The sequence below is a fragment of the Streptomyces sp. V4I8 genome, assembly GCF_041261225.1.
In the GTDB taxonomy this organism is placed as follows: Bacteria; Actinomycetota; Actinomycetes; order Streptomycetales; family Streptomycetaceae; genus Streptomyces.
In genome coordinates, this window is record NZ_JBGCCN010000001.1 from 6,049,616 (window position 1) to 6,063,145 (window position 13,530).

Annotated in this window: 16 protein-coding genes and 3 tRNA genes; 14 read left to right on the forward strand and 5 right to left on the reverse strand. The window is 69.7% G+C overall.

Annotation, left to right across the window (positions count from 1 at the left end; genetic code table 11):
- Positions 1 to 6: 6 nt before the first annotated feature.
- The 5 genes from ABIE67_RS27560 (at position 7) to ABIE67_RS27580 (ending at position 5,294) form a co-directional block, all read left to right on the forward strand.
- Complete coding sequence (locus ABIE67_RS27560; RefSeq protein WP_370262812.1) at positions 7 to 1,581, forward strand: NuoM family protein; 1,575 nt, start codon at positions 7 to 9, stop codon at positions 1,579 to 1,581.
- Positions 1,578 to 3,101, forward strand: a complete 1,524-nt coding sequence (locus tag ABIE67_RS27565) for an NADH-quinone oxidoreductase subunit N (RefSeq protein WP_370262815.1) — start codon at positions 1,578 to 1,580, stop codon at positions 3,099 to 3,101. The genes ABIE67_RS27560 and ABIE67_RS27565 overlap by 4 nt, the downstream gene beginning before the upstream one ends.
- A gap of 252 nt (positions 3,102 to 3,353) precedes the next feature.
- Positions 3,354 to 4,217, forward strand: a complete 864-nt coding sequence (gene htpX, locus ABIE67_RS27570) for a zinc metalloprotease HtpX (RefSeq protein ID WP_370262818.1) — start codon at positions 3,354 to 3,356, stop codon at positions 4,215 to 4,217.
- On the forward strand, positions 4,214 to 4,609 hold the full coding sequence (locus tag ABIE67_RS27575; protein WP_370262821.1) for a YccF domain-containing protein: 396 nt from the start codon (positions 4,214 to 4,216) through the stop codon (positions 4,607 to 4,609). The genes htpX and ABIE67_RS27575 overlap by 4 nt, the downstream gene beginning before the upstream one ends.
- Before the next feature lie 118 nt (positions 4,610 to 4,727).
- Positions 4,728 to 5,294 (forward strand): SMI1/KNR4 family protein, encoded by a 567-nt coding sequence (locus ABIE67_RS27580; RefSeq protein WP_370262823.1) that lies wholly within the window; start codon positions 4,728 to 4,730, stop codon positions 5,292 to 5,294.
- Between the two features lie 209 nt (positions 5,295 to 5,503).
- Here ABIE67_RS27580 and ABIE67_RS27585 read toward each other — a convergent pair whose 3' ends face one another.
- The gene (locus ABIE67_RS27585) at positions 5,504 to 6,775 is read right to left on the reverse strand and encodes an APC family permease (protein ID WP_370262827.1); all 1,272 of its coding nucleotides are present in this window, start codon (positions 6,773 to 6,775) and stop codon (positions 5,504 to 5,506) included.
- 136 nt (positions 6,776 to 6,911) lie between these two features.
- Between ABIE67_RS27585 and ABIE67_RS27590 the strand changes: the two genes are divergently transcribed.
- On the forward strand, positions 6,912 to 7,178 hold the full coding sequence (locus tag ABIE67_RS27590) for a GlsB/YeaQ/YmgE family stress response membrane protein (RefSeq protein WP_370262831.1): 267 nt from the start codon (positions 6,912 to 6,914) through the stop codon (positions 7,176 to 7,178).
- A gap of 140 nt (positions 7,179 to 7,318) precedes the next feature.
- Here the strand turns inward: ABIE67_RS27590 and ABIE67_RS27595 are convergent, their stop codons facing one another.
- Positions 7,319 to 7,807, reverse strand: coding sequence for a YajQ family cyclic di-GMP-binding protein (locus ABIE67_RS27595; protein WP_370262836.1), 489 nt, complete (start codon positions 7,805 to 7,807; stop codon positions 7,319 to 7,321).
- Positions 7,808 to 8,033: 226 nt separating this feature from the next.
- Between ABIE67_RS27595 and ABIE67_RS27600 the strand changes: the two genes are divergently transcribed.
- Together ABIE67_RS27600 and ABIE67_RS27605 are read left to right on the forward strand one after the other, a co-directional pair.
- A tRNA-Tyr gene (locus ABIE67_RS27600) sits at positions 8,034 to 8,115 on the forward strand.
- A gap of 85 nt (positions 8,116 to 8,200) precedes the next feature.
- Positions 8,201 to 8,413: a hypothetical protein gene (locus tag ABIE67_RS27605; RefSeq protein ID WP_370262840.1), complete on the forward strand. Its 213-nt coding sequence runs from the start codon at positions 8,201 to 8,203 to the stop codon at positions 8,411 to 8,413.
- 158 nt (positions 8,414 to 8,571) lie between these two features.
- Here ABIE67_RS27605 and ABIE67_RS27610 read toward each other — a convergent pair whose 3' ends face one another.
- From ABIE67_RS27610 to ABIE67_RS27620, 3 genes are all read right to left on the reverse strand, one after another.
- The gene (locus tag ABIE67_RS27610; RefSeq protein WP_370262842.1) at positions 8,572 to 8,976 is read right to left on the reverse strand and encodes a nuclear transport factor 2 family protein; all 405 of its coding nucleotides are present in this window, start codon (positions 8,974 to 8,976) and stop codon (positions 8,572 to 8,574) included.
- A gap of 2 nt (positions 8,977 to 8,978) precedes the next feature.
- A complete protein-coding gene (locus tag ABIE67_RS27615; RefSeq protein WP_370262847.1) occupies positions 8,979 to 9,635 on the reverse strand; it encodes an SDR family oxidoreductase in 657 nt (218 codons plus the stop codon).
- A 247-nt stretch (positions 9,636 to 9,882) separates the two neighbouring features.
- A complete protein-coding gene (locus ABIE67_RS27620; RefSeq protein ID WP_370262850.1) occupies positions 9,883 to 11,148 on the reverse strand; it encodes an amidohydrolase family protein in 1,266 nt (421 codons plus the stop codon).
- Between the two features lie 231 nt (positions 11,149 to 11,379).
- Here ABIE67_RS27620 and ABIE67_RS27625 point away from each other — a divergent pair.
- The 6 genes from ABIE67_RS27625 to ABIE67_RS27650 all read left to right on the forward strand — a co-directional run bounded on the left by ABIE67_RS27625 (position 11,380) and on the right by ABIE67_RS27650 (position 13,530).
- Positions 11,380 to 11,452 (forward strand) — tRNA-Thr (locus tag ABIE67_RS27625).
- 46 nt (positions 11,453 to 11,498) lie between these two features.
- Positions 11,499 to 11,571 (forward strand) — tRNA-Met (locus ABIE67_RS27630).
- A 90-nt stretch (positions 11,572 to 11,661) separates the two neighbouring features.
- Positions 11,662 to 11,826 (forward strand): 50S ribosomal protein L33, encoded by a 165-nt coding sequence (gene rpmG, locus ABIE67_RS27635; protein WP_003948671.1) that lies wholly within the window; start codon positions 11,662 to 11,664, stop codon positions 11,824 to 11,826.
- Between the two features lie 135 nt (positions 11,827 to 11,961).
- Positions 11,962 to 12,426: a MaoC family dehydratase N-terminal domain-containing protein gene (locus tag ABIE67_RS27640; protein WP_370262860.1), complete on the forward strand. Its 465-nt coding sequence runs from the start codon at positions 11,962 to 11,964 to the stop codon at positions 12,424 to 12,426.
- Between the two features lie 5 nt (positions 12,427 to 12,431).
- Positions 12,432 to 12,860 carry a MaoC family dehydratase gene (locus ABIE67_RS27645; protein ID WP_370262864.1) on the forward strand — a complete coding sequence of 143 codons (429 nt, stop codon included), beginning with the start codon at positions 12,432 to 12,434 and terminating at the stop codon, positions 12,858 to 12,860.
- Between the two features lie 106 nt (positions 12,861 to 12,966).
- Positions 12,967 to 13,530: a TetR/AcrR family transcriptional regulator gene (locus tag ABIE67_RS27650; RefSeq protein WP_370262868.1), complete on the forward strand. Its 564-nt coding sequence runs from the start codon at positions 12,967 to 12,969 to the stop codon at positions 13,528 to 13,530.

Here is a 13,530-nt window from a genome sequence, read left to right on the forward strand (position 1 = left end):
GCAGGCGTGATCGATATCAGCGAGTCCGTGATGCAGTTTCTTCTGGCGTTCGTCGTCGTCGGCCCTCTCCTCGGTGCCGCCGCCGCTCTCCTGCCCGCCCCGCCCGGGCTGAAGGGGAAGTCGCCCGACCAGGCCGTGCTCCGGCACGGTGTCACCGTCACCGGTGCGGTCCTGATCGCCGCGATCGTCCTGGCGCTCGGCTTCGACCACGACCAGCCGTCGAAGATGCAGGCCAGCACGGACATCAGCTGGATCCCCGCACTCGACGTGCGTATCCACCTCGGCATCGACGGCATCTCCCTACCCCTTCTCGTCCTGACCGCGCTGCTGACCTTCCTCTGCGCGCTCTACTCGTACTTCAAGATGCCTTCGGGCCCGACCCCGAAGGCGTTCGTCGCACTGCTGCTAGTCCTGGAGTCCGGCACCCTCGCCAGCTTCGCCGTGCTGGACCTGCTCCTCTTCTTCCTCGCCTTCGAGATGGTCCTCATCCCGATGTACTTCCTCATCGCCCGCTGGGGCGGCGAGGGCCGGGCCGAGGCCGCCTGGAAGTTCATCCTCTTCACGCTGCTCGGTTCCGTCGTCATGCTGCTCGGCCTGCTCCTGATCGGAATCAAGGCGGGCACATTCGACATGGTGGCACTCGCCACTGACAACGGCCGGTCGCTGTCCGCATCCGTGCAGGTCATCGCCGTTTTGGCAATCGGGATCGGGCTCGCGGTCAAGACGCCGATGTGGCCGCTGCACAGCTGGCTGCCCGACGCCCACACCGCCGCGCCGACCGTCGGTTCGGTCCTGCTGGCCGGTGTGCTGCTGAAGATGGGCACGTACGGTTTCGTCCGAATCCTCCTGCCGATCGCTCCCGACGGCTTCGCCGACTTCGCGCCGTACCTCGCCGCCTTCGCCGTCGTCGGGATCATCTACGGATCCCTGGCCTGCCTCGCCCTCGCCAAGCAGGGCGCGAAAGGCGACCTCAAGCGCCTCATCGCCTACTCCTCCGTAGGCCACATGGGCTTCGTCCTCCTCGGCATCGCGACGATGACCCCGACCGGCGTGAACGGCGCCCTGTTCGCCAACATCGCCCACGGCCTCATCACCGGCCTCCTCTTCTTCCTGGTCGGCGCGCTGAAGGACCGCACTGGCACCACCGACCTCGACGCCCTCGCCGAGCAGACCGGCGCCGCGCTCTACGGCAAGGCACCGCGCCTCGGCGGCCTGCTCGCGTTCGCCGCGGTCGCCTCCCTCGGGCTGCCGGGCCTCGCAGGGTTCTGGGGCGAGATGCTCGCGCTGTTCGGCGCGTTCGAGCCCGCCGCCGGCCTCAGCCGCCCGGCCTTCCTCACCTTCATGGCGATCGGCGCCTTCGGCACCCTGCTCACCGCCGCTTACCTGCTCGTCGTGGTCCGCCGAGTCTGCATGGGCGCCACACCGCAGGACGCCCCGAAGATCGCCGACGTCCAGACATACGAGTTCGCGGCCTGGACCCCGCTCGTCGCCCTCACCGTCGTCGCCGGACTGTGGCCCAAGACCCTCCTCGGCCTCACCGACCCGGCCGTGCAGCAGCTCCTCGCAGGAGGCACCCGATGAGCTCCCTGGCCCAGCCCCTGGCCGAGTCGGTGGTCCAGTCCGTCGACTGGCTCGCCGTCGCGCCGCCCACCGTCGCGGCGCTCGTCGGACTCGTGGTCCTCGTCGCCGACCTGTTCGTCGGAGAGAAGAAGAAAGCCCTGCTCGGCTGGACGTCCGTGACCGGCCTGGCCGCCTCGTTGCTCCTGCTCATCCCCCTCCTCGACGGCGACCGCTCCACCTTCTGCCTGACAGGCGATGCCGGCGTCTGCAGCTATACGGCAGACCGGTTCACCCTCGTCATCCAGTTCCTGGTCCTCGGCGGCGCACTCCTCGCGGCCCTCCTGTCGGTCACCGCCCTCAAGGACGCCAACAAGGAACTCCCCGAAGGGGAGTTCTGGTTCCTGCTGCTCTCCTCCGCCGCCGGAGCCGCCCTGCTGCCGGCCTCCCGAGACCTGGCGACCCTCATCGTCGCCCTCGAAGTCGCCTCCCTCCCGGCCTTCGCGCTCGTCGGTCTCCGCCATGGCGATCGCAAGTCCTCCGAAGCGGCCCTGAAGTTCTTCCTGTCCTCGGTCACCGCGACCGCCGTCAGCCTCATGGGCATCAGCTTCGTGTACGCCTCCACGGGCACCCTCTACCTCACCCAGATCGCCGACCGGATCCAGAACGTCGACGGACAGCTCCAGACCCTGGCCCAGACCGGAGTCGTCCTCACCCTGGTCGGCTTCGCCTTCAAGACGGCCGCCGTCCCCTTCCACTTCTGGGTGCCGGACACCTACGTGGGCGCGCCCCTCCCGGTCGCCGCCTATCTGTCGGTCGTCGGCAAGGCGGTCGGCTTCACCGGCCTGATCCTCGTCACGGTCATCGCCCTACCGTCGTACGCCGACGTCTGGGGCCCGGCCCTCGCGGCGCTGGCCGCCCTCACCATGACCGTCGGCAACGTCGGCGCACTGCGACAGCAGGCCACGCGCGCGTACAGCGCGGTTCGCCTGCTCGCCTGGTCCTCCGTGGGCCAGGCCGGCTACCTCCTGGTGCCGATCGCCGCCGCCGCGTACTCCGACGACGCCGAGCGGTCCATCGGCTCCACCGTCGCCTACGCCCTCATGTACGCCGCCGTGAACCTCGGAGCCTTCGCGGTGGCCGCACTTGTCAGCCGTACGAAGCCCCTCAACCGGATCAGCGACTACCGCGGCCTGTACGCGCGGAACCCCTTGTCCGCCCTGATCATGGCCTTCTTTCTGCTCTGCCTCGCCGGACTCCCGCCGGGCATCATCGGCCTCTTCGCCAAGGTCACCGTCTTCTCCGCCGCCGTCGACGCGGGCCTGGGCTGGCTGGCCGTGGTCATGGCCGTCAACGTCGTGATCGCGCTGTTCTACTACCTCCAGTGGACGGCCCTGCTGTTCCGCGCCCCCGAGGGCGAGGCCGTCAGGCACCTCGTCCCCGCGCCGCTGACGGCCTCGCTGGCCCTCACCGGAGTCGTCGCCATCGCGCTGTCCGGAGCCCCCCAGCTGATCCTGCGGTTCGCCGATACCGGCCTCTTCTGACCCGGCCTCTTCTGGGCCCCGGCGCACTCCGCACGCGCGCGTGAGGCACTCCGCCTCCACGCGTGCCCAGCCGCACGCCGGCGCCTTCACCCGGTCGGCCCACGCCCGCCGCCGGACGCACCAGGGAACCCGTGGCCCTCGCCTGGCGTTGACCAGTACAGAAGGGTCCACTGGACGTGACATCACGGCACCAGTGGCATCGGAGATCGACCAGCAAAGGGTTCCCCTGCCGCACCACTTGGAGGGCGTACCGTGCACCGCCGGCACAACGGGCTCAGGACCGCAGTCCTCCTCGGGGGACTGTCCGCAGTCATCATCGTCATCGGCAGCTTCTTCGGCCGGATGGGGCTCGTCGTCGCGGTCCTGATCGCGCTGGGCACGAACGCGTACGCGTATTGGAACAGCGACAAGCTGGCGCTGCGTGCGATGCGCGCCCGCCCGGTCAGCGAGTTCGAGGCCCCGGCCCTGTACCGCATGGTCCGCGAACTCTCCACCCAGGCCCGACAGCCCATGCCCCGCCTCTACATCTCACCGACGGAGGCGCCGAACGCGTTCGCGACGGGCCGCAACCCGCGCAACGCCGCCGTGTGCTGCACGGAAGGCATCCTGCGCATCCTCGACGAACGCGAGCTGCGGGGTGTCATCGGCCACGAGTTGAGCCACGTCTACAACCGCGACATCCTGATCTCGTCGGTCGCCGGCGCACTCGCCTCCGTGATCATGTTCCTCGTCAACTTCGCCTGGCTGATCCCGATCGGCCGCTCAGATGACGACGACGGTCCCGGCATCCTCGGCATGCTGCTGATCATGATCCTCGGCCCGCTCGCCGCCACGCTCATCCAGCTGGCCATCAGCCGGTCCCGGGAGTACGAGGCCGACGCGTCCGGCGCCCAGCTCACCGGCGATCCGCTCGCCCTCGCCAGTGCCCTGCGCAAGCTCGAACTCGGCACCAAGCAGCTCCCGCTGCCCCCCGAGCCCCGCATCGAGACCGCCAGCCACATGATGATCGCGAACCCCTTCCGCCCGGGGCAGGGGTTCTCCAAAATGTTCTCCACCCACCCGCCGATGGCGGACCGTATCGCCCGGCTCGAAAAGATGGCAGGCCCCCCACAGTGAAGACCATCCTCAACGTCATCTGGCTCGTCCTGAGCGGCTTCTGGCTGTTCCTCGGCTACATGCTCGCGGGCCTCCTCCTCTGCATCACCATCATCGGCATCCCGTTCGGCATCGCGGCCTTCCGCATCGGTGTCTACGCCCTGTGGCCCTTCGGGTACACCACGGTCGAGCGTCGCGACGCCGGAGCGCCCTCCTGCATAGGCAACGTCCTGTGGCTGGTCCTCGCCGGCTGGTGGCTGACGATCGGCCACATCGTCACCGGCCTCGCCCTGTGCGTCACGATCATCGGCATCCCGTTCGGCATCGCCAACTTCAAGCTGATCCCGGTGTCGTTGTTCCCGCTGGGCCGCGAGATCGTGTCGACGAACCAGCCTTTCGCGTCGAGCTGGTAGGAGCTTTCGGCGCGCAGGAGGCCCAGGGGGAGGGGGCCATAAGCCGCACGCTTTTCCACAGCCACACGGTTATCCACAGGCCGGACCGATTGTCAGTGGCGGCTTGCATCATGAACGCATGACCGAGAACGAGCAGTTGCTGACGAGGGTGGCGGACAAGGCCCGCACCATCCGCCCGTGGGGCTGGACTTCTCTCCCCGAGCCCGTGGACGCGGCCACCCTGGCCCGTGCCGAGGCCGCGCTCGGTTTCCGCCTGCCCTTGCTGCTCGCCGACCTCTACCTGCGCATAGGTGACGGCGGATTCGGTCCGGAGTACGGCTTGTTGCCCCTGCTCGACAGTCCTCCGGCCGGCGAGCCCGCCGCCGTCACGCAGTACCTCGCCAACCGCGAGAACGCCCAGAGGGACCCCGACTGGCCCTGGCCCGAGGGCGTCCTGCCGATATCCCACTGGGGCTGCGCGATGTACGCGTGCGTGGACTGCCACAGCCCTCAGGCCACGGTCCTGCTCTTCGAACCGAACGCCGACGACGCCGACCAGGCGTGGTACGTGGACGCCCCGAGCCTCACGGACTGGCTGCGCGCCTGGCTCGACGGCACGGGCTGGTACGAGGAGATGAACGAGGAGCTGGAGCCGGTCCCTTGGGCCGACTTCCGTATACGCACTGCCGCGGCACGAGTGTCCTGAGCGGGCGTGAATCGGCGGTCGGTGCATGGACCGACGGTCCGGTGGAGTGGATCAACGGCCGTTGAGCGCACACGATGGCCGCCCGACTGCGCCCCGACGGTCGCTGAGCGGACAGGCCATGCCACTCGGATCGCCAGCCGCTTCGGCCCCCACCACCTCCCCCCGCCGCCGCAAGCCCCGTGGCCAGCGGCACATGCGCGTGCGTCGGCCTACAGCCCCCGGTCACCCGACCGCTTCGCCCTCCACTCCCGCACGCCGTACGCGACCACACCCACCGCCAGCACACCCGCCCCCACCACAACCGAGATCTCCGGAAGGGAGAACGCGAGGACCACGCACCCGAGAAGTCCCACCGCCGGCACAACTCGCGAAATCGCCGCCGAGTCGAGAGTCCAGGCCGCGGCATTGGCCACCGCGTAATACGCCAGCACGCCGAAGGAGGAGAACCCGATCGCGCCCCGCACGTCCACCGTGGCGGCCAGGACCGCGACCACCACCCCCACGGCCAATTCGGCCCGGTGCGGCACCTGGAAGCGCGGATGCACGGCGGCCAGGGCGCTGGGCAGATGCCGGTCGCGGGCCATGGCCAGCGTCGTCCGTGACACGCCCAGGATCAGGGCGAGCAGAGAGCCCAACGCCGCGACGGCCGCGCCCACCCGAACCACCGGCGCCAGCCCTGGCACCCCGGCCGCCCGCACCGCGTCGGCCAGCGGCGCGTCCGCCTGCCCGAGCCCCTCCGACCCCAGCACGGAAAGGACAGCCACCGCCACACACACGTACACCGTCAGCGCGATGCCCAGGGCCAGCGGAATCGCCCGGGGAATGGTGCGCGCCGGGTCCCGCACCTCCTCACCGAGGGTCGCGATGCGCGCGTAACCCGCGAACGCGAAGAACAGCAGCCCCGCCGCCTGCAGCACACCGTCCACGCCGCCCGAGGCCCCGACGTCCAGGCGCCCGGCATCGGACTGCCCGGATCCCAGACACACGACCACCACAGAAGCGAGGACAGCCAGGACCACTGCCACGATCGCCCGCGTCAGCCAGGCGGACTTCTGGATACCGCCGTAATTCACCGCAGTCAGCGCCACCACGGCCGCCACCGCCACCGCGTGCGCCTGTCCCGGCCAGACGTACGCGCCCACGGTGAGCGCCATCGCCGCACAGGAGGCCGTCTTACCGACCACGAACGACCAGCCCGCGAGATATCCCCAGAACACGCCGAGCCGCTCGCGCCCATACACATACGTGCCGCCCGAGGCCGGATACAGGGCAGCCAGTCGCGCCGACGACGTGGCGTTGCAGTAGGCGACCAGGGCCGCGACCGCGAGTCCGAGCAGCAGCCCGGATCCGGCCGCGCGGGCGGCGGGGCCCAGGGCGGCGAAGATTCCGGCCCCGACCATCGAGCCGAGCCCGATGACCACGGCGTCGCCGACACCGAGGGTGCGCCGCAGCTCGGAGGGAGCGGGGCTGGACCGTTTCATGGCCGGAACCCTACTGACTGCTGCAACCGAGGGGTGCCGCCGTGACGTCCTGTTCATCAACAGAGCACGAACAAGCGCGCCCGAAATCACAGTGCCGGGAAAGTGCAGGCACAGCGCGGAAGGGCAGGTTCACGGCATGACGATCATCAGCTGGATCATTCTGGGGCTGCTGGCCGGAGCCATCGCCAAGTTCTTGCTGCCGGGCCGCGACCCGGGCGGCTTCATCGGCACCACGGTCATCGGCATCGCCGGTGCGTTCATCGGTGGCTGGATATCGGCCCGCTGGCTGGACCACCCGATCACCAAGGACTTCTACGACGGCACCACCTGGGCCGCAGCGATCGGCGGCTCCCTGGTGCTCCTGATCGCCTACCGCCTGCTGTTCGGCCACTCACGCAACTGAGCGAGGCGAGCACATCCCCGGACCGCAGCCAGCAGGCGAGAAGGGTGGGCACCCTGGGGTGCCCACCCTTTCTCGTCAGGCATCGAGCTGAAGCTGAAGCCGAACCGAAGCACAGCCGGTGCCGGCGTCGGATCAGTGGCTCACCGGTAGTTCACGAACTGCAGCGCGAAGTCGAAGTCCCTGCCCTTCAGCAGGGCGATCACGGCCTGGAGGTCGTCCCGGCTCTTGGAGCTGACCCGCAGCTCGTCGCCCTGCACCTGGGCCTTCACGCCCTTCGGGCCCTCGTCGCGAATGATCTTCGCCACCTTCTTCGCGTTCTCCTGGGAGATGCCCTCCTCGATCGACGCGAAGATCTTGTATTCCTTGCCCGAGAGCTGGGGCTCGCCCGCGTCCAAGGCCTTCAGCGAGATCCCGCGCTTGATCAGCTTGGATTGGAAGACGTCGAGGACAGCGTTCACCCGGTCCTCGGAGTTCGCCTCCATCAGGATCTTCTCACCGGACCACGAGATCGAGGCACCCACGCCCTTGAAGTCGTAGCGCTGTGAGATCTCCTTGGCGGCCTGGTTGAGGGCGTTGTCGACCTCCTGCCGCTCGACCTTCGAGACGATGTCGAAACTGGAGTCGGCCATGTCCTGTGGCTCCTTGTATCGGGGTGCGTGTGGGGTGCGTATCGGCGGGCGTGGGGGTGGCCGCCGAGCCCGGGGCGGAACCCGGACCGCATCCGGACAAGCCTAGCCACCCCTCGTCCCCCGGGCGGCGATCAATCGGGTGGCGAAGCACCCCTCCACATCGGGTATTGTTTACGTCGTTGCCACGGAGCACCGCCGAAAAGCGGTTCGAACGGCAGCAAACCCCGGCGGTGTGCCCGAGCGGCCAAAGGGAGCAGACTGTAAATCTGCCGGCTCAGCCTTCCCAGGTTCGAATCCTGGCGCCGCCACACTGGGGATACCCCTCCGATCTGCGGAAACGTAGAGCGGAGGGGTTTTCGCGTTCCGAAGCCAGGCCCGGGGCACACTGATCCCATGTCCATGCGCCGCAGAAACTGCCCCGAGTGCCGTCGTGAGATCGCAGTCGCCGCCGGTCGGTTCGCCCGGCACGATCCGCCCGGCGCGCGGGAGAACGGTGAACTCGTGTCCTGTCCCGGATCGCGGCGGCAGGCACAACTCGGGGCCGCGCAGCCCGCGTTGGACGGGTACGTCGTGCCCGAGTTCCCCGGCCAGCTGCCGCTGTTCTGAGCACCCATCGAGCCGGACCGCCAGCCTCACCCACCGAGCCGGACGGCGAGCCCCACGCGCCCAGCCGGACCGCGCACCCCACCCACCGAGTCACCGCAACCTTCCCGCGTCGAGTCCCGTCCGCGTCGAGTCCCGTCCTCCCGCGCCGAATCTCGCCTTCACCCCGAAGCGGCCGCACCGCCCAAGGACCGGGTCCGCACATCCATCCGCGTCACCAGCCCGTCCCCGTCGAACCGGTACACGTGCTCGACCGTGTCCTCCGCCCACCGGTCACCGGACGCGTCGCACATCCCGGGTCGTACCGTCGCCACCACAGCCTCGCCGTCCGCGTCCGGCCGGAGTCCCTCCAGCCGGACGAGGGGATGCCCGGCGGCGAACTGCCGCGCCCAGTACGCGCGTACTGCCGCGCGCCCGTGCAGCTGGACCCCGTCCAGGACGTTCGGCCAGTCCACGTCGGGTGCCAGGCACCGCTCCATGAAGGGCTCTCGCTCGTCCGTCGAGAAGACCTCGTACATGCGGCGCAACAGCGCCTCCTGCGCGGCGGGAACCCCCTCCGAGCCCATCTTCAGTTCCCCGCCACCGACTTCACCGCCACCGACACCGGGGCCGAGCCGCTGATGAGTTCGAGCGTCAGACCGGCCGTGGCCGGGGTGTCGAGCAACTCCGCGAGTGCGGCGGCCACATCGTCGCGCGGGATGGGACCGCGGCCGGTGTGAGCCTCCAGGCGCACCAGACCGGTTCCGGCGTCGTTCGTCAGCATGCCGGGGCGCAGGATCGTCCAGTCCAGGCCGTCGAGGCCGCGCACATACTCGTCGGCTCCGCCCTTGGCGCGCAGGTAGACGTCGAAGACCTCGCTACCCTCGTGCGCCGGATCCGCGCCCATGGACGACACGACCAGGAAGCGCCGTACGCCCGCCCGGACCGCCGCGTCCGCGAACAGGACCGCCGCGCCCTTGTCCACCGTGTCCTTGCGGTCCGTTCCGCTGCCCGGACCGGCGCCGGCCGCGAAGACCGCCGCGTCCGCGCCCCGCAGCTGTTCCGCGACCTCCTCGACGGAGGCCGACTCCAGGTCCAGCACGATCGGTTCGGCGCCGGCCTCCCGCAGATCGTCGCTCTGTTCGGCCTTCCGGATGATCCCCGCGACCTCGTCTCCGCGCGCGGCGAGCAGCGTCTCCAGCCGCAGCGCGATCTGACCATGACCACCAGCGATGACAATGCGCATGTCTCCGACCGTACGCCCGGACGGCCGCATCCGCCGCACGACTTCAGCCACGCCTCACATCGCCACAGGCGCGGGCATCACGCCTCCACGGGCGCACCTCTCACGCCGGACGCCGGGCGCGCGGACTGCCCACGCACCACTTGCGCGCCCCAACCCGCTCCCCGCCCCACCCTCAAGCACCTGCCCCGCGTCCCTCAGGACCTCAGGACCACAGGACAGCCCGCTCACGCACCTACCCCCGCATCCCTCAGGACAACTCCCCCCGCCCCTGCCGCGGCAACCCCAACTCCGCCGCCACGGCCGAGTTGCAGTACTCCCGCACCGCGCTGGTCCGCGCCACCACGCGCCCCCGGTGCACCACGATGCGGCTGTACGCCAGCGACAGCGCCCCCGCCAGCCGGTCCCCGCGCACCGCCAGCAACTCGGCCGGGAAGCCCGCCTCCACCCGCACCTCGGGCAGGCCCAGCACCGCACGTGCCGACGCGCTCACGGCGTCGTACGCGCCCTCGGGGCGCAGCCCGTGGCGTGAGGCCAGCAGGTAGGCGGCCTCCAGCGGATCTCCGCGTCCCACCGGATTCGATACGTCCCTCAGGGCGCCGCTTCCGGCAGCGACCCGTACGCCGGCGGCGCGCAGCAGCCGTACGGGCGCTGTGCTGCGCCGTTCCGCGCCCCCGCAACCGCCCTGCGGCAGGCACACCACCGTCACCCCGGCCGCGGCGAGCTGGTCCGCGGTACGGGAGGCCGTCTGGGCGGGCAGGCGTCCCAGGCCGCCGCAGGGCCCGAGGGCCACGCCGGGGCGCAGTCCGCCGGCCATTGCGGCGAGGCGGGCCAGGCGCGCCGGATCCGTGGCGTCGGTATGCAGATCGACAGGGCAGCCGTGCTCGGAGGCGACCTCCAGGACCGCCTCCACGTAACCCGTGGGATCCGGGTCCAGATCCGGGCACCCGCCGACCACCGACGCGCCCATCTTCAGCGCGTCCCGCAGCATCGCCAGCCCGTCGGCGCCGGCCACGCCGGTCAGCAGCCGGGGCATCGCCACCGTCGTCAACTCGGTGAGCCCGCGCAGGGAACGCCGTGCCTGCAGTACGGCGGTCAGGGCGCCCAGCCCCTGGACGTCGCCCACGCGCACGTGTGCCCGCAGCGCGGTCGCCCCGTGCCCGAGCTGGAGCAGGGCGGCCTCGGTGGCCCGGCGCTGGACGTCCTGGGGGTCGTAGGAGACCGGTCCGCCCTCGTCGGCGGAGAGCGCGGTGTCGGCGTGGGCGTGCGGTTCGGCCGGGGCCGGCACGAGCAGATAGCCGCCGAGGTCCACACGCGTGCCGCACGCGCGCGTGCCGTCCCCCGCCAGACTCCCGGCGGTGCCGACCGCCTCGATGCGCCCGCCGCCCAGCCGTACGTCCACGGTCCGGCCGTCGGTGAGCCGCGCCCCGCAGAGCAGCAGTGCACCCGGGTCGGCCGGTCCGGACGAGCCCGACGAGGACGACGAGTGGGGCGGCTGGGGGTGGCTGTCGGGCATCGCGCTCCAGAGGCAAGATCACGCAGAGTGAGTCGAGCCTAGGGTGGCGATACGGCACTGGCGCGCAGGAGCGCAATAGTCGTACCGGTGTGGTCCGCCGAACGGAGCCGCGCCCCCGCGCTGCCGCAGTGGCCTGCGAGGCGTCTGTGGGGTGCTCCGTTCGGCTCTCGGGGGGTGCCGCGAAACGGATTTGGGTGAACGGCGGCCGAGCGTGTAATGTCTTCATCGCTCGCCCCAATAGCTCAGTCGGTAGAGCGTCTCCATGGTAAGGAGAAGGTCTACGGTTCGATTCCGTATTGGGGCTCTGGTGTGGGAGGTTCCCGCCGCAAGGCGGGTTCCGATCGCATCACAGCGGTGTAGCTCAGTCGGTAGAGCAAGCGGCTCATAATCGCTGTGTCACCGGTTCAAGTCCGGTCACCGCTACTGACAGTAGCCGATTGTGGGGTCGGTCCTTCGATCGGCTACTCTTTTATGCGTTGAATCAGTCCTATCCGTTCGTCAAGGAGCACTCACGTGGCTGCCACCGACGTCCGCCCGAAGATCACGCTGGCCTGCGTGGAGTGCAAGGAGCGGAACTACATCACCAAGAAGAACCGGCGTAACAACCCGGACCGACTTGAGATGAAGAAGCACTGCCCGCGTTGCAACGCGCACACCGCGCACCGCGAGACGCGATAAATCAGGCTCGTACGCGAGGCCGCCCCCTCAGTAGGGGGGCGGCCTCGCGTCGTTTCCGCCCCGGTTACCGGTCGGTTGGGCCGACCCAGGTGAACCAGCAGGTCAACGGCAGCAGACAGCAGGAGGTGCCGAGCCATGGCGCTCGACCAGTCCTTCGTGGGGCGGAGCTACCCGCCCACCGACCCCTATGAGGTGGGCCGGGAGAAGATCCGTGAGTTCGCGGAGGCGGTGGGGGACACCAACCCGGCGTACACGGACCCGGAGGCCGCCAAGGCACTCGGCCACCCCGATGTGATCGCCCCGCCGACCTTTGTCTTCTCGATCACTTTCAAGGCCGCGGGCCAGGTCGTCCAGGACCCGCAGCTCGGCCTGGACTACAGCCGTGTCGTGCACGGCGACCAGAAGTTCGCGTACACCCGCCCGGTGCGCGCCGGCGACCGGCTGACCGTCACCTCGACCATCGAGGCGGTCAAGACCATGGCGGGCAACGACATTCTGGACGTCCGTGGCGAGGTCCACGACGAGGCGGGGGAGCACGTCGTGACCGCCTGGACGAAGCTCGTGGCCCGTGGGCTGGACGCCGAAGAAGGGAAGGCCTGAGAGCGATGGCGGCGAAGATTGCGTACGGTGACGTCGAGGTCGGCACCGAACTGCCCGCCCAGAACTTTCCCGTGACTCGCGCCACACTCGTGCAGTACGCGGGCGCCTCCGGTGACTTCAACCCGATCCACTGGAACGAGAAGTTCGCCAAGGAGGTCGGGCTGCCGGACGTCATCGCACACGGCATGTTCACCATGGCCGAGGCGATCCGCGTGGTCACCGACTGGGCCGGCGATCCGGCCGCGGTCGTCGAGTACGGCGTCCGCTTCACCAAGCCCGTCGTCGTACCGAACGACGACCAGGGCGCCACGATCGAGGTCAGCGGCAAGGTCGCGGCCAAGCTCGACGACAACAAGGTCCGCGTGGACCTGCTCGTGAAGAGCGCCGGGCAGAAGGTGCTCGGGATGTCGCGGGCGGTCGTACAGCTGACGTGAGCGGCACGCGCGTGCCGTGAGGTAAGGGGCGTTCTCCATGGCGGAGCGCCCCTTACACATTTTCAGCCTCTTGACTTAGTTAGTGATTGAGTACTAACTTGCTTCCATGGCCAGGATGAGCGCAGAAGAGAGGCGCGAGAGCGTCGTTCGAGCGGCGATGACCGAGTTCGCTCGCGGCGGCTACTACGGCACATCGACCGAGGTCATCGCCAAGCGGGTCGGCGTGTCGCAGCCGTATCTCTTCCGGCTCTTCCCGGGCAAGAAGGCGATCTTCCTGGCGGCGGCCGAGCGCTGCGTGGAGGACACCATCCGGATGTTCGCGGAAGCCTCCGAGGGGCTGGAGGGCGAGGAAGCCCTGTATGCCATGGGTGACGCGTACCGGAAGGTCGTCTCGGAGCAGCCCGAGCGGCTGATGATGCAGATGCAGATGTACCTGGCCGTGGCGGCCGCCGAACAGGAGGGCGACCACGAGTTCGGCGAGGCGGTACGCGCCGGGTGGATGCGGCTGTGGGACACCGTTCATCTGCCGCTGGGGGCGGACGTCAACGAGACGACGACTTTCATGGCGTACGGCATGCTCATCAACTGCCTGGTGGCCATGGGATTTCCTCCCGGGCACCGCATCTGGGCGGGGCTGGAGCCGCCGGAGCGGGGTGAGGAGCGGCCGTAA

Excerpts from the sequence above, each read along its gene's own strand:
- ABIE67_RS27565 (WP_370262815.1), top strand. The coding sequence starts at position 1,578 with ATGAGCTCCCTGGCCCAGCCCCTGGCCGAGTCGGTGGTCCAGTCCGTC.
- ABIE67_RS27580 (WP_370262823.1), top strand. The coding sequence starts at position 4,728 with ATGACCGAGAACGAGCAGTTGCTGACGAGGGTGGCGGACAAGGCCCGC.
- ABIE67_RS27585 (WP_370262827.1), bottom strand. The coding sequence starts at position 6,775 with ATGAAACGGTCCAGCCCCGCTCCCTCCGAGCTGCGGCGCACCCTCGGT.
- ABIE67_RS27590 (WP_370262831.1), top strand. The coding sequence starts at position 6,912 with ATGACGATCATCAGCTGGATCATTCTGGGGCTGCTGGCCGGAGCCATC.
- ABIE67_RS27595 (WP_370262836.1), bottom strand. The coding sequence starts at position 7,807 with ATGGCCGACTCCAGTTTCGACATCGTCTCGAAGGTCGAGCGGCAGGAG.
- ABIE67_RS27605 (WP_370262840.1), top strand. The coding sequence starts at position 8,201 with ATGTCCATGCGCCGCAGAAACTGCCCCGAGTGCCGTCGTGAGATCGCA.
- ABIE67_RS27610 (WP_370262842.1), bottom strand. The coding sequence starts at position 8,976 with ATGGGCTCGGAGGGGGTTCCCGCCGCGCAGGAGGCGCTGTTGCGCCGC.
- ABIE67_RS27615 (WP_370262847.1), bottom strand. The coding sequence starts at position 9,635 with ATGCGCATTGTCATCGCTGGTGGTCATGGTCAGATCGCGCTGCGGCTG.
- ABIE67_RS27620 (WP_370262850.1), bottom strand. The coding sequence starts at position 11,148 with ATGCCCGACAGCCACCCCCAGCCGCCCCACTCGTCGTCCTCGTCGGGC.
- ABIE67_RS27640 (WP_370262860.1), top strand. The coding sequence starts at position 11,962 with ATGGCGCTCGACCAGTCCTTCGTGGGGCGGAGCTACCCGCCCACCGAC.
- ABIE67_RS27645 (WP_370262864.1), top strand. The coding sequence starts at position 12,432 with ATGGCGGCGAAGATTGCGTACGGTGACGTCGAGGTCGGCACCGAACTG.
- ABIE67_RS27650 (WP_370262868.1), top strand. The coding sequence starts at position 12,967 with ATGGCCAGGATGAGCGCAGAAGAGAGGCGCGAGAGCGTCGTTCGAGCG.